Source organism: Oleiphilus messinensis (genome assembly GCF_002162375.1).
Classification (GTDB): domain Bacteria; phylum Pseudomonadota; class Gammaproteobacteria; order Pseudomonadales; family Oleiphilaceae; genus Oleiphilus; species Oleiphilus messinensis.
Genome location: NZ_CP021425.1, coordinates 5,989,494 through 6,002,294 on the forward strand (window position 1 = coordinate 5,989,494; position 12,801 = coordinate 6,002,294).

General features: G+C 48.9%; 16 protein-coding genes and 1 pseudogene. 7 read left to right on the top strand and 10 right to left on the bottom strand.

From position 1 onward, the window contains the following. Positions 1 to 962 precede the first annotated feature (962 nt). A complete protein-coding gene (locus OLMES_RS26030) occupies positions 963 to 1,184 on the bottom strand; it encodes a hypothetical protein (protein ID WP_087463944.1) in 222 nt (73 codons plus the stop codon). A 494-nt stretch (positions 1,185 to 1,678) separates the two neighbouring features. Here OLMES_RS26030 and OLMES_RS26035 point away from each other — a divergent pair, with 494 nt between their 5' ends. Together OLMES_RS26035 and OLMES_RS29115 are read left to right on the top strand one after the other, a co-directional pair. Further along, complete coding sequence (locus tag OLMES_RS26035) at positions 1,679 to 2,086, top strand: DUF1016 N-terminal domain-containing protein (RefSeq protein WP_087463945.1); 408 nt, start codon at positions 1,679 to 1,681, stop codon at positions 2,084 to 2,086. Then, a pseudogene (locus OLMES_RS29115) lies at positions 2,007 to 2,485 on the top strand (PDDEXK nuclease domain-containing protein). The gene OLMES_RS26035 and the pseudogene OLMES_RS29115 overlap by 80 nt, the downstream one beginning before the upstream one ends. A gap of 157 nt (positions 2,486 to 2,642) precedes the next feature. On the opposite strand, the gene OLMES_RS28920 reads toward OLMES_RS29115, so the two are convergent. Next, entirely contained in the window at positions 2,643 to 3,521 is an 879-nt protein-coding gene (locus OLMES_RS28920) for an RHS repeat-associated core domain-containing protein (protein ID WP_087463947.1), read from the bottom strand. Between the two features lie 10 nt (positions 3,522 to 3,531). Next, the gene (locus OLMES_RS28730) at positions 3,532 to 3,930 is read right to left on the bottom strand and encodes a calcium-binding protein (RefSeq protein ID WP_087463948.1); all 399 of its coding nucleotides are present in this window, start codon (positions 3,928 to 3,930) and stop codon (positions 3,532 to 3,534) included. Positions 3,931 to 3,949: 19 nt separating this feature from the next. Between OLMES_RS28730 and OLMES_RS29120 the strand changes: the two genes are divergently transcribed. The 3 genes from OLMES_RS29120 to OLMES_RS28185 all read left to right on the top strand — a co-directional run bounded on the left by OLMES_RS29120 (position 3,950) and on the right by OLMES_RS28185 (position 4,679). Continuing rightward, a complete protein-coding gene (locus OLMES_RS29120) occupies positions 3,950 to 4,036 on the top strand; it encodes a DUF1016 domain-containing protein (protein WP_232465387.1) in 87 nt (28 codons plus the stop codon). Between the two features lie 285 nt (positions 4,037 to 4,321). Beyond that, the gene (locus OLMES_RS26060) at positions 4,322 to 4,549 is read left to right on the top strand and encodes a hypothetical protein (RefSeq protein WP_087463949.1); all 228 of its coding nucleotides are present in this window, start codon (positions 4,322 to 4,324) and stop codon (positions 4,547 to 4,549) included. Next, the gene (locus OLMES_RS28185; protein WP_198343137.1) at positions 4,536 to 4,679 is read left to right on the top strand and encodes a PIN domain-containing protein; all 144 of its coding nucleotides are present in this window, start codon (positions 4,536 to 4,538) and stop codon (positions 4,677 to 4,679) included. The genes OLMES_RS26060 and OLMES_RS28185 overlap by 14 nt, the downstream gene beginning before the upstream one ends. A 132-nt stretch (positions 4,680 to 4,811) precedes the next feature. Here the strand turns inward: OLMES_RS28185 and OLMES_RS26070 are convergent, their stop codons facing one another. The 6 genes from OLMES_RS26070 to OLMES_RS26095 form a co-directional block, all read right to left on the bottom strand. Next, positions 4,812 to 5,273 carry a Fur family transcriptional regulator gene (locus OLMES_RS26070; protein ID WP_087463951.1) on the bottom strand — a complete coding sequence of 154 codons (462 nt, stop codon included), beginning with the start codon at positions 5,271 to 5,273 and terminating at the stop codon, positions 4,812 to 4,814. 58 nt (positions 5,274 to 5,331) lie between these two features. Further along, positions 5,332 to 6,114 (bottom strand): metal ABC transporter permease, encoded by a 783-nt coding sequence (locus OLMES_RS26075; protein WP_157678624.1) that lies wholly within the window; start codon positions 6,112 to 6,114, stop codon positions 5,332 to 5,334. Next, positions 6,111 to 7,037: a metal ABC transporter solute-binding protein, Zn/Mn family gene (locus tag OLMES_RS26080; RefSeq protein WP_087463953.1), complete on the bottom strand. Its 927-nt coding sequence runs from the start codon at positions 7,035 to 7,037 to the stop codon at positions 6,111 to 6,113. Before OLMES_RS26080 ends, OLMES_RS26075 begins: the two co-directional genes overlap by 4 nt. After that, positions 7,027 to 8,199: a porin family protein gene (locus OLMES_RS26085; RefSeq protein WP_157678625.1), complete on the bottom strand. Its 1,173-nt coding sequence runs from the start codon at positions 8,197 to 8,199 to the stop codon at positions 7,027 to 7,029. The genes OLMES_RS26080 and OLMES_RS26085 overlap by 11 nt, the downstream gene beginning before the upstream one ends. Positions 8,200 to 8,208: 9 nt before the next feature. Continuing rightward, a complete protein-coding gene (locus OLMES_RS26090; protein WP_198343138.1) occupies positions 8,209 to 9,537 on the bottom strand; it encodes a hypothetical protein in 1,329 nt (442 codons plus the stop codon). A gap of 61 nt (positions 9,538 to 9,598) precedes the next feature. Further along, positions 9,599 to 10,276, bottom strand: coding sequence for a DUF1826 domain-containing protein (locus tag OLMES_RS26095; RefSeq protein WP_198343139.1), 678 nt, complete (start codon positions 10,274 to 10,276; stop codon positions 9,599 to 9,601). A gap of 309 nt (positions 10,277 to 10,585) precedes the next feature. Between OLMES_RS26095 and OLMES_RS26100 the strand changes: the two genes are divergently transcribed. Further along, positions 10,586 to 10,882, top strand: a complete 297-nt coding sequence (locus OLMES_RS26100) for a hypothetical protein (protein ID WP_087463955.1) — start codon at positions 10,586 to 10,588, stop codon at positions 10,880 to 10,882. A gap of 17 nt (positions 10,883 to 10,899) precedes the next feature. On the opposite strand, the gene OLMES_RS26105 is transcribed toward OLMES_RS26100, so the two are convergent. Next, positions 10,900 to 11,685 (bottom strand): NYN domain-containing protein, encoded by a 786-nt coding sequence (locus tag OLMES_RS26105; RefSeq protein ID WP_087463956.1) that lies wholly within the window; start codon positions 11,683 to 11,685, stop codon positions 10,900 to 10,902. Positions 11,686 to 11,894: 209 nt separating this feature from the next. Here OLMES_RS26105 and OLMES_RS26110 point away from each other — a divergent pair, with 209 nt between their 5' ends. Further along, on the top strand, positions 11,895 to 12,800 hold the full coding sequence (locus OLMES_RS26110; protein WP_157678626.1) for an ADP-ribosylglycohydrolase family protein: 906 nt from the start codon (positions 11,895 to 11,897) through the stop codon (positions 12,798 to 12,800). Position 12,801: the final 1 nt, after the last annotated feature.

The window sequence follows — 12,801 nt, forward strand, 5'->3', positions numbered from 1 at the left end:
AGTAACCACAAGCAAAGTTTGGATTACTTGACCTGCAACTGAATGCACACGCAGCTGTTGATAGTCCTACATAACCAGCTGAAGCTGCACCACACATTTTCCCAGCCCCTTGTGAGATTAGACCTGAATTCTCACCAACAAATAACGCTGCACCTCCCCAACTTAGCTCTGCAGTATTAGTGGCGCCCATACATGCAGTCAAGCATGAGTAATAAGAATCTTCACACCGCCAATCATGTTTCGAGCCAGTTCCATTATTCATTGCACACTCCGCAGTAGCACACTCTTTTCTGTTATCTGTATCGCCACTGTTGCACATCGCTCCATTTGGTAACCCCATTTCTGCTGGACACGGCTCAGGCTTCAACCCTCGGCCTTTGTGGATCACTATAGATAAGGGGGGGTTCCTAAAACATAAGTATTAATCCCCCCCGCCAACCCAATAGGATCACTTTGCAATTACAGTCCGCCTAGGCGAAATTCTAGCTATATCTGGCTACAATCCCAACGCATTCAATTACTTAAAAACCTCAAAACCCAACATTCTTTCACTCTAGCAGCTCACAATCCCCGACGCACTTTTTCCCTTAACTTTTATCATCGTCCGACTTGGTTTTTGCTCTTACGAACATGATTAAACAGACACTATTTGTCACTGTCGCGATATTCTCAATCCCAACCATTCTTATTAATTCGATTATTTGTTCCATTATTCCTGTCCCCTTTTTTTAGACGACCCTTATTCTGTAGTCTGCTCAGATAATGCAAACAAGTAACCTGACCATAGGTTTGGGCAGGTTAAATTTGGGCTTGCATCTGCTGACATTTTGATAAAGTCTGCCTAGCGGATCATTAGTTAAAGGGTCATCGGTCGGTGACCCTTTAACTCTTATAAGGAATAACGTGGGGGATTTAGGGCTTTTCTGAAGGGAAACAGGAGGCCAAAACCTCCTGATATTTAGTTAAGACTGGATAAGATGGAAGTAATGTTGAAAGATTTTGATGTAACGCTGCCAGCTATCTAACCGCTCCCAGGCTTCAATGACGGTATAACCTGCCGGTAAAAACTCCATGCGGTCGAGTACAAAGGCTGCCGCTATTTGTTCTCCGGTACTGGCTCCCCTGCTGCCACGGTTTTGTAGTTCGTTTGCCACATCGATGATCTTTTCAATTTCCCATTTCATTTTATTCACTCCTGTTAGTTTTATCGTTCGGGATCAAACCCGCTTCCGCTGTTGTATTGAGCCAGCAGCATCGCGCGCAGCCCCGTCAAGGGGGCTTTTCAGCGTAGCGGCCCTTGACGGGGCGAGCACGGTGCCACAATGCGCGAGCAACAGAGGGAGCCTTTAACGAAGCCGGGTACCCCTGCCCCCCAGCGGGGGCAAGGGGAGAAACAAAGGTTTTAAAGTGCGCTTGCGCCAGCCTTAGTTGTTCCCCTTGGGGCTAGGGGTAAACAAACCACCGCGGAGCTACGACATCCGAACGCCAATACGCGTGAATGGGCTGGCACCAAGGCCAGTTTAATACGGCACTATTGGCCCACTTTTTAGCCGCCTTTAAGCAGGGCAAGCGTATTGGTGGGCGGGGGAGGAGCGGGAGAGGTGGAAGCTGCGCGCTCTATTGGCTTACCTGCAGCGACATCGTGATCAAGAAGGAACAGGAAGGCTAGGGGCGCTCTGTGATTGAGCAATTGGCAAAGTATTTATCGAGCGAATTCCCTGGTGTGCAGGGCTTTTCCGCGCGGAATTTATGGCGGATGCGGGCATTTTACCAAGCTTATCCCAAAGCGCCTGAATTTCTGCCACAAGCTGTGGCAGAAACCGGGACAGAACCCAGTCTACCCGCCCAAATCACGCTATCACCCTGGGGACACCTGATCACCTTGATCGAGAAGGTCAAAGTCCCAGTCGTTCGACAATGGTACGCCCAAGCCGCTCTGGAATACCGTTGGTTTGGGGCCATACTGGTCCATCAGATCGAATCACGGCTATATGACCGGCATGGCAATGCAGTCACCAACTTTACACATACTTTATATCGACCTCCTGTTTTATCACCTCAAGCTACGCTGCTATGTCGTGATTGATCTCAAGATACAGGACTTCAAGCCAGAGTTTGCCGGCAAGATGAACTTTTATCTGTCCGCTGTGGATGATTTGTTACGGCACCCAACCGACAACCCAGCATATGCTTGGTTCTATGTAAATCCAACAACCGCATCGTGGCCGAGTATGCCCTGCGGGATGTGAACAAGCCGGTGGGCGTGGCCACCTATTTGACTGAGGCTTGCCGGACGCATTGCGTTCCAGTTTGCCAGATATTGAGTCATTGGAGGCCACGCTGGCGAAGACTGATAAACCGAAATAGACATAAGTGCCTGTCCCCACTGGTTTGTTTGCGTTCTTATTTTTTTCTCATTAAGAAAAGATTATACAAAACCAGAATCACAATAATCACAGGCCATGATACTAAGAACACAGTATAAGCCATGCTCCCTGGTGTCCACCCATCTACATAGTTTCTCTCGTAAACCAACATCAGCAACCAATCTACCGGATACACTATTATGCCTGGAGCAACTATAACTAATAAATACACAACAACCAGAGTAAAAAGAAGCCTTCTGGGGAACTTTCTTTTATTCATGGAATCGGTACCGTTGGACTGACATTCCGTAAATTATTCCGGTTCAAATAATACGCTGAATCTATTTGATTCTTCAGATTATTTGAGTAAGAAATACCGCCCCCAGAAAGATTACCTATGTCTGGTAAACCAGCTCCACCCGCGTTTAGAACTCCAGTTGCAGCGTCAACACAATTTCCCCATGATCCCCTGTATTTGTCATTGTTTAACTGATTCTTTGCTTGTCTATCGGCAGCAGCTTCATTGGGTAAATCTACATAAACAGCATAATCGGGAGGACGGCCATATAAATCAACATCTTGATCATAGGAGCGATACTTAGAGTCAAACGGGTTCGCTCCTTGCTTGTCGGGATGATGACTAACATAAGTTCCATCATTTGTAAGAACCGCTGCATGCCCGTAAGCAGAATCATAGTTATTCCCCGAAGCGTTAGTGTAGCGCCCAGGCTTCCAAACATACAATGTGGCTAAACCATGTGGGTCAATATTGGTCAATGGATTTTGGAGAACATATCCATAAGTATTCAGACCGCCTCGCAAGCCAACAGGATCACTTTGAAAATATCTTCCTAACGTGGGATCGTAATCCCGATAGTAATTGTAGTAATACCCAGTCTCCCGATCATGGTATTGACCGGGAAAGCGAATATCCTGTCCGATGGTATTGACCACTTCGGTGACTTCGCCGAAGGGGGTGTATTCACCTTTCCAAACCACATTTTGATTTTGATCTGTAAGGACCTGAGGGGTACCCAGGTGGTCGGTGTGGACGAAGTAGAGTTTTGATTCAGCATTCGCGGTGCCGGACAGCATGGCTAAGGAAACAGTCAGCAGGCAGGCGATGTTTTGTAAGATGTCTTTCAGATTTTTCATGACAATGTCCTTATTGTGCCAAGGCTAATATTTCTGCGGAATTCAGGCTGCTGCCGTCGGCAAACTCAATAAATTCAATACGGTAGACTGTATAAATAACGGCGTGCAATATCGTAATACGATCTCCACTAAGTTCCCCTTGCGCGTCCAGTAAATCTATCTGGATATGTGCGCCGACCTTACTAAACACCAATTGTTCAGGTGTGATCCCTTCACCGAATACGATTTTATCAGTTTGCCCCCGGTAATTATCGTTGTCACGAATGGTGTCAATGCCATCCCCCCGTTCAAAGTAGTAGGTATCAGCACTCGCAAATTCAATCAGGGTGCCATCACCCGGGCCACCGGTAATTTGCTGGCAAGGTGAACTTTTATTTGTCCGCTGTGGATGATTTGTTACGGCACCCAACCGACACCCCAGCATAGGCTTGATTCTATGTAAATCCAACAACCGCATCGTGGCCGAGTATGCCTTGCGGGATGTGAACAAGCCGGTGGGTTGGCCACCTATTTGACTGAGGCCTTGCCGGATATTGAGTTGTTGGAGGCCACGCTGGCGAAGACTGATAAACCGAAAGAGACATAAGTGCCTGTCCCCATTGTCTTGCGTCAAGAATTATGTTGATGCGTTTTACGCATTACGTTACATTCGCTATAAATACTTATGTCAAGGCGTACTCCGAACATAGGCATGCACATACCACTTATTGAGAAGCTGATACAACTCAGCGATATTCTGGGAGTTTCGCTGGATTATCTGGTAACCGGCAACAAACCAACGGCTAAGGAGGTTATTCGCTATGACGATTCCAGAGCAAAACGCGCAGTCCTTGTTGGAGAAGATTCAATCATTACCGCTTGATCGTATCGCAGAAGAGGAAGACTTCGTGGATTTTTTAAAGGAACGGGCCAAGTCGCACACAACCACCCATCAAGACGTATTGGATTTTCCAGTGGACGACCTCGGCCCCTGGCCGGAGGGATTGAGCTTACGCAGAGAAGATATGTATGGCGATGACGGACGTTAAACCGCTATTCATAGATACCAACATCGTCGCCACCATGCTGGCTTATGGTATTCCCTCTGTGCTGACGCACAACAGTGCGGATTTTAAACGCTTCGAGTCCATCATTAAAATTGAGGGAATTGGCCCATAACACAAAGCCCAGCCAAGTGCTGGGCTTTTCAAACAGCGGTGTAGCAATTACATAAGCAGGATAGTAACAGGCAGTATCGGGAGTCAGCCAAATTAAACCATTCGACTCGTTCACTATTTCCAAGAGATCGGGTCAAGCTTGCGCACGCTTGCATTGATCACAAATGCAGTCCAGTTCCAGCTGGGAGTTCAGGAGATGGTAACCTGCTTCTTCAACGTTAACCTGAAGTGTCTTCACGATCTCACTGGAAATGGCAATTTCCTTTACGCGCCGACATTGACGACAAATCAGGAATTGCGGTACTTGATGATCATGGCGACAGAGTATGTGGGAACAAGCGACAAACTTGTTCTCCGAAGAGAGTTTGTGCACTAACTGCTCGGAAATGAGAAAATCGAGAATACGATAAGCGGACATGGGCGGCATTGACTTCTCCGCATTCGCATTATAGCGATCTACAATTTCGTATGCGGAAAGCGGGCCCTGTGTATCAACCAGTATTGACAATATTTGCGCACGCTTCTCAGTCAGTCGACTACCACTCTTCGTGCATTTTTCAGCTGCACGTTTGATTACTTCTTGGGTGTGCTCCATCGTTTTGTTTCACTTTGTTCTCAGGATTCTGAGCGCTATTGTAGCAACCTTTACGCAATCACACAGTCCCTGATAAAAATTGACTTCGATTGCGCTGGTTTTGCAGCAATAGCGTTACACTCACGCTGATCAGCACGATAGCGACCACAACTACCGCACCAGCCGGCCAGTCGAAGATTGCAGACCCGCACAGCCCGGCAACATGGCCGGTAAAACTGACAACAATCGCCAAGGCGGTCCGGGATCCGCGCAGATGACATAACAACAGCGGGGCAACAATCAGGGTTGCAAACACGACGTAAATACCCGCCAAATCCACGGCCAGTGTCACCACCAAAGCAAATAGCGGCAAAAACAGTTTAGCGCGCAATTGCGGAACACCAATGCCACACCATAGCAGCACCAGAACTGCGGAGAGTACAAGGGGGATAAGATGTTGTTTGGAAGTCCACAGCAAATCACCGTTCATCGCCGTTGCTAACAGTTGTGCGCCGTGAGGATCCTGACTGACCACCAGCGTTGACAGGCTGGCAGCAAACACGTAGAGAATACCGATCATGGCTTCCCGGTATGCGGGCACCGCTCGTACAATTATTTTGATGCCGAAGGCACAAATCAGGGCGGAAAGCAGCCCAAGCACGGGCAGTGGCTGAATAAGCGACAGCCAGTGGGCAGACCATTGGCTTTGCACAATTACACCTAACGCTGCCCACTGTGCGATAGCGATGTCAGCAAACACCACACCGCGCGTTAATACCTGTCGTCCGAGTGGTACCAATGCAATACACAACAACAAACTGGCGGTGCAAGGCAGCCAGAGCCAGAGCATTGTCGTAATCATCTGCTGTCTTGCTCTCTCGCCTTGAACAGCTGTTCAACAATAACCGTGATCAGCTCATCCAACTGGTCTGTATCCGCTTGTGTTGTGACTGTACCGGGTACCACCGTCACCGCAATGCCAGCCCGAGACGACAACCATTGCGCAGGCTGCGGATCCTGATGTTGCGCAATAAGAATGGTTGCGGTGGTGCTCAGATTCGGACTCTCCAGAAGCTGATTCAAATGGCGAACACTGGGCGGCAATCCGGGCTTCGGCTCCAGGTCGATTGCGACCTTCACTCCCAAATAGTGCAACAAATAATGGAATGCAGAGTGCTGCACAACAACCGACATTCCGGCCAGCTTGCTACGGGCCTGTTTCCATCGGATTTGCGCCTTGTTCCAACGAACTTTCCATTGCAGATGACGCAGGGCAATACGATTCGCCTCTTCGGGCTGCAACGAAACCAGACGATCAACAAGCCCTTGCATAATGGCCGGAATTGAATCGGGATCCAGCTGGATATGGGGATTCCCCTCCGGGTGAACGTCTCCCATACTGCGATCAACATGGTCATGGGGTTGATGCAATTCCGCCAATTTCGCGGCATAGAAAACCCCGGTTTCCGGATGATTTAACTGCGGATTTGCCGCACTGGCCAGAAGCGCAGGTAACCATCCGACCTCCAGAGATGCACCGGTGCAAATCACAAAATCCGCCCGGTTCATCGCGGCGATCAAACTGGGTCGCGCCTCGATGTAGTGGGGATCCTGCCAGGCGTTGGTTGCCACGGTAATATCGGCCTCCGGCAATAGCACCTTTACCAGAGAGGCCCATTCCGGTTCACAAGCAAATACCGATAAGGCCCCATAGCTCAGAGAACTGAGGCTGAAACAGCCAAAGAGGAGGAGTGCTCGCAATGTCGTCAGCAACTTAAAATTCATGGGCACCATGATCTCCAAAGCTCATCACATATTGCAAAACCAGTGTATCGTCCGTGTTCTCAAAGCCTTCTCCGTCCTGATGACTAAACTGCAAGCGCAGTGTAGAAAAGTGCGAATGCTGATAAGCCACCATGAAGTCTGCCTCTTCCAGTGCTTGATCATGGAAATGGTCACCATGGGGCTGACTGACATCCAGTTCACCGTAGCGGGCTCCGATTGACCATTGGGGTGTAAAGCGATAGACCGCGGAGGCATACCAACCTTCATGAATATCATCGTCCGAGGCATATTCATTAGGATCTGTCGCCCGGATATACTCACCACTAATTACAACCTGCTGCTGGCGAACGTTCCCTTCAGGAGACCATTTCCACACCAGATCCACCCCGTAGGTGTGTTTTCCGGTATAGGCAATACTGTGGGAATGTCCGGCATGATCGTGATCCCCATGCGCTTGATCAGTATGGTCATGCCCGGAGTGATCGGCGCCTGCCTCATCCGGCACTGCAGTTTGTCGATTGTGCAAATAGCTCACGCCCAATTGCCAGCTCGATCCCACGGAAAGGTCACCACCCCACTCACTGCGGGCGGTGAATACCCCCACGTCCTCATTGCCTTCACTCAGCCGGTCACCATTTAACGCTTCCACCCCCACCTGCCAGTACAGCGGGGTCGGTAACAGCAGATTCAACTGCACACCATCATCGTAATAGTGGCTGCCAAACAATGCCCGGTATACCGCGGGTCGACTGGAAAAATGATCACTGTGGGTGTGGCGACTATTCAGATACCCGAATTGAGAAAGAAAACGCCCTCCCCGTGCGGTGAGGTTGTACGAAAGCCCAACGGTTTGTACAAAGGCCTCCTCAAGATTCACTTCCGTTTCACCTTCGTGATCTTCCAACACCGTCGTTAACCGACCCACAAATAAGTCATCAACAGGGGCCGAGAGCGTCAACTCATTATGGCCCACTGCAAAACCGGACTCGCTATGCCCGAGCGCCCCTTCATTTTGCTGGTACCGCCCATCTAACACGACACTGATATTCGGGTTAAATTCAGTGGCGGACAGTTCACCCACACAGATCAGCACCGAAACGGCACCAATCAGTGTGGTCCGCGCAACCCGGACGGTGCGCGGCGCATTCCTTTGAAATATCATGACTCGCTCCTAATCGTGACTGTGATCGTCACCCTGTTCATGATCTTCGATGCCCATCCAGGCCAGTCCTTGAGCAGAGAAGTCCAGTGCAAAACGTTGATGCACAGACAATTCATGAGTATCAATCACCACGACCTCCTGCTTGGCAGGGTCGAGTAAAATCAGCGTCTCATTATGATTGGAAGCCACTACACTGGGTGCCACAGCTTCGGCTGTGAGCGGATCAATCACCTGTAACTGGCCCACTTCCTGCCAGTCACTTTGGGGATCAAACAAACGCAAAATACCGTCGTCACCAAGGATGTAAAAACGTTCACCTTCTTTCGCGAACCCTTGCGCTACAGAAGAAACACCCTCCGCTAAAGACAACAGTGGATAGTTGTCATCCGAAGCACTTGGTGACACCACAAAAAACTGATTACCGGCTCGACCAATCAAATCGGCCACATCATGATGACCATAGACCGTTCCAATTCGGGAATCCGCTTCAAGTTCAGCAGGGTTTGGTCGCTTTGAGGCAGGTAATTCCGGTTGGGTCAGATCAACCACTAACAGCCCATCACTGCAGCCAAATGCCAGCATGGATTCATTGTAACCCGCCCCGTGCAACCGAGGGCATGCAGTATCATAACGGGTTTCGAGTTGCAGGTTACCGTCATTAAAAGCGTAACGTTCAACTTCAGCGGGCAGGGTTGTATCTGTGATCGCTGCATCGCGATAGGTTACATAAACTTTGTCATCGATCAGCTTGGCGACACCATGCATCCGGTTTTCCAGCCCCATCGAGGCCAATTCCTGGCCTACGTTCAAGCTTGAATCACTGAATATCGATATTGAAGCCTGGGCGTTATCCGAGCCATCAAAGAAGATAATAGCAACATTGCCCTGGCCAGATTCATTCACCGTGTAATGGGTCGGCTTGCTGGCACTTAAAAACAGGCTCTGGAGCTGAGGCGTTTCTGCGTAATCATGTAAATGATCGCCGTGATCCTCAGTATACAACCCCCCGTCGATAAAGCTGACCCGGTCCTCATCCCGCTGAATAACCACGCTGTAGCGATAATCCGGGCTGCTGTAGAGTCTGGGTGTGGAGCCTGGCAAAGCAACAGAGTGAAGGGTCTGACCATTATCCAGACTCAGCACTTTGACGGCTTGAGCCTCAGCATCATAAACGGCAATCCTGCCCTCACTCTCAATATGAGTATCGGTATGTGTTGTTTCTGATTTATCGTCGTCTCCTCCACAACCCGCCAGTGTCATAACGGTCATTACAGTGAAGGCACCTATCCAGCGCGGTTTATTCTTTCCTGAACTGTCGAATCGAGGCGATACTATCATTAATAAAACTCCATATAAGATACGTTACACTATATCATTTGTTACTTAAATTACGGTCCGACTAAAGCCAGTCGAGACCTAAAATCAGTCGCGTGTCTTCAGTAGAAGCAGGAGGAGAGCGGTGAACAATGCCATGGGCTTCATTGCCTATCCAGGCAGACCCTTTCAAAAGAGCTACCGAACCTGTAGGAACCGATTGAATCTGTGCCGGGCTCGTAATTTGCTCCGGCAGGCGAGCATCAGGCTCATCCGGACGAACCACACTGGACTCTTCGAGCCATTGCGTACCCAATCCTCCATAGGTACAAAGCAAGCGCACAGGGACACGATCAACATGAAAGCGTGGACACATCGCACGATCCACAATATGCAGCCGAAGACCAACCATCTTCGGCTCAAACAGGCAGCAGTACATATCCATCAGCAAGGTGATGTCATCCAGCCAGGCTTGGAACCCGTGTAATGAAACAAATTCAGTTGGCAGGCCACTTGAAACCTGCAACGCCATGTCCTCGGGGCGGGTTACAGATAAATATTGCATCGTAGAGTATTCCGTACGAAGACCTAACAAATCGGTCACAAACCGGGAGATCTCGGCATCCAGATTTCTGTGCCAAACGGCTAAATTCACATGATCTCGCAAAATAGATGTGAGGCATTCCGGTTCATTTGCTTCAACTGCTCTGGAGGCAGCGAACGATTGTGAAACTTCAGGTTGTATTGCAATACTCGCCTTCACAAGATACTCCTTACATTCAGAGGTCATCGAGAGAGGTAAAATATTATGATACATCATATCTTTTGTAAAGACATAAAATAATAATCTCTACATACGGCCTGAGGGTCAGTCCAGATTCGCCATCTCGACCAATCTTGATACTGTGCCGGAAATTGGTGGGAAGAGCGGGCGATTGCCCGCGATGGATAACGGGCTAATTTTCTCATTTATTGCACATTTTTTCCCTATTTAATGCAAATGAAGCCTGCATACTTTTTACGGTACAACTCGTATCGGAATCGGCAATAAATGGTGGTAAGGAGAGAATTGGTGGACAGCCCAATTGACCTGCGCGCACAGGTTGTTAATAAACCAGCCTATCAATGGTCACCAGTGACAATCTTATTGATGGAACTCTATGATTTTATCGAAAAGTTCCATTTTATGGATCGGAAAAGCCAGTGGCATTGGGCTGTTGCGTACAAAATCAAGCAAATCATACGACGCCTTGCGAATATGGAGTCTGTTCGCATTCATGATATCCAGACAATACGAATCATCGTGCTCGAAAGCGCACCCGCTCATCTGCATGATGTCGATGCCGCGTTTGAACGCTATTTTCAGTGAAATGAAATCCAGTCGCCTCAGGAATTGCCTTGATAAACCACCGCGCTTTCAGCCTGAAAACCACCGCGTCCGGACTCGACCCGGTCAAACTCAATCACGGCGTTACTGGAGGCCAGCGTCGAAAAGCGGTCGTTGGTGATATTGACCCCATCTTCGGTCAATTGGGAAATATGGCAGAAAATGCCGGACTCAATATCCGTCACGTGATAACCCGTTCGAATCGACAGGAACCCGTAACCTTTTTCATCATTAACATAGTCCAGTACACCGCGCACTCTGCGCTTTTGCGCGTTATGTTTGATCGGCAACAGTTTTGGAATAATGGCACCGGGGAAGTAATAGTCCACCTCCCGACGCAGGTCGCCGCTGACATTGTTAAACGCAATCGCATCAACCCGTTTGCCTTTATTCTGCAGCGCCCGGACCAAACGTAAAAAGTCACCGTCCCCGCTGCCGATCATAATGTAATCCAGATTCTCGGCTTGCAACAGCGCATCCACCGCCATATCCAGATCTGCATTCGCTTTCACCGTCTCGGTACCATCGGAGTTACGGTAGCGTTTGATTTCCTTTTCAACGATATGAAAACCGGCTAGACGCATCTTTTCCCGGCGATTCTGCGCTTTCTCCTTATACTCGTAATCCCGCATTTCCCGACTCGTATCCACCGCTACGTAGGCATTGGCCCGCAATACCGTAGTCCCCTGAGCCTCCACCAGCTCCTTGATCACCTCATACCGCATCCCCCAGCCACCATTCATATTCAGGTTTTCCATATCCAGAAATATACCAGCTTTCAGCATTTCTTATCCTCTGCGTACAAACACGTACAAATTTTGCGTTGATTTCGGTGAATGAAGCGATGCTCTTGAATCACCAATTCCGAGCCTTTATGCAGCATAGCCAAGGTGCCGTATTGAATGCAAACATTGAGAACCCGCGGATAGTTAAACAGATTCCAGCTTTGATTCTATACTCTGTCAATCTCGGTATACTATTTCAGGCCTCAAAAATGACAAGCATTGAACAGTACAAAGGTTGCTTTTTAGGACTCGCGATGGGCGATGCATTTGCCGCCCCCTTTGAAGGTGGCCCTATCGAACGACTACTTTGGCGAGCAATCGGGCACACATCGACCGGTGAAAGACGATTTACCGATGACACTCAAATGGCAATTGATTTAACCAAGTCATTTCTCCATAACCACAGGATTGACCAAGACCATCTGGCACAGCAATTTGCTCAAAGCTATCGATGGTCAAGGGGCTACGGCCCTTCCACCTCGAACCTGTTAAAACGTATCAAAAAGGGTAACTGCTGGCGAGAGATCAACAAAAAAAAGTTTAAAGGCGGATCCTTCGGAAATGGAGCCGCAATGCGAGCGCCAATACTGGCCCTGTGCTTCCCGCAAGATACTCAACGTCTACTTGAAAGTACTATTAGAAGCGCAGAGATTACCCATGCGCACCCATTAGGCATAGAAGGCGCTAAACTCATCGCGCTTGTAACACAAAAGGCCTTAGCCAAATCACCGAACGAAACAGTTTTGAAGGAGATGCTTCATCTTTGCGAATCGGAAACGTTCGTCGATAAAACAATGTATTGTCAGTCTGCACTGAGACAAGCGACACTGGAACCCAGAACCATTCGAATTCATCTCGGAAATGGCATAGCCGCCACAGACTCATGCGTAACCGCCATTTACTTCGCGTTGAAATTCCGAGATCTGGATTTTGATATCATGCTCGGTCAAATCATCAAACTAGGTGGTGATACCGATACAATAGGTGCCATGGCTGGTGCGATTTGGGGGGCATTCAACGGTAGCGCAACACTCGAGCCGAAGATAAGCAAGCTCGAGCGAGGCCAGGATATTATCTCGTATGCTGAGCAGTTATTTCAGCATCAGAGTCTGTAAT

What these genes read in the sequence shown, in the direction of transcription:
- OLMES_RS26030 (WP_087463944.1), bottom strand. Translation starts at nt 1,184, where the DNA reads ATGAAATGGGAAATTGAAAAGATCATCGATGTGGCAAACGAACTACAA.
- OLMES_RS28920 (WP_087463947.1), bottom strand. Translation starts at nt 3,521, where the DNA reads ATGAAAAATCTGAAAGACATCTTACAAAACATCGCCTGCCTGCTGACT.
- OLMES_RS26060 (WP_087463949.1), top strand. Translation starts at nt 4,322, where the DNA reads ATGACGATTCCAGAGCAAAACGCGCAGTCCTTGTTGGAGAAGATTCAA.
- OLMES_RS28185 (WP_198343137.1), top strand. Translation starts at nt 4,536, where the DNA reads ATGACGGACGTTAAACCGCTATTCATAGATACCAACATCGTCGCCACC.
- OLMES_RS26070 (WP_087463951.1), bottom strand. Translation starts at nt 5,273, where the DNA reads ATGGAGCACACCCAAGAAGTAATCAAACGTGCAGCTGAAAAATGCACG.
- OLMES_RS26075 (WP_157678624.1), bottom strand. Translation starts at nt 6,114, where the DNA reads ATGATTACGACAATGCTCTGGCTCTGGCTGCCTTGCACCGCCAGTTTG.
- OLMES_RS26080 (WP_087463953.1), bottom strand. Translation starts at nt 7,037, where the DNA reads ATGAATTTTAAGTTGCTGACGACATTGCGAGCACTCCTCCTCTTTGGC.
- OLMES_RS26085 (WP_157678625.1), bottom strand. Translation starts at nt 8,199, where the DNA reads ATGATATTTCAAAGGAATGCGCCGCGCACCGTCCGGGTTGCGCGGACC.
- OLMES_RS26090 (WP_198343138.1), bottom strand. Translation starts at nt 9,537, where the DNA reads ATGATAGTATCGCCTCGATTCGACAGTTCAGGAAAGAATAAACCGCGC.
- OLMES_RS26105 (WP_087463956.1), bottom strand. Translation starts at nt 11,685, where the DNA reads ATGCTGAAAGCTGGTATATTTCTGGATATGGAAAACCTGAATATGAAT.
- OLMES_RS26110 (WP_157678626.1), top strand. Translation starts at nt 11,895, where the DNA reads ATGACAAGCATTGAACAGTACAAAGGTTGCTTTTTAGGACTCGCGATG.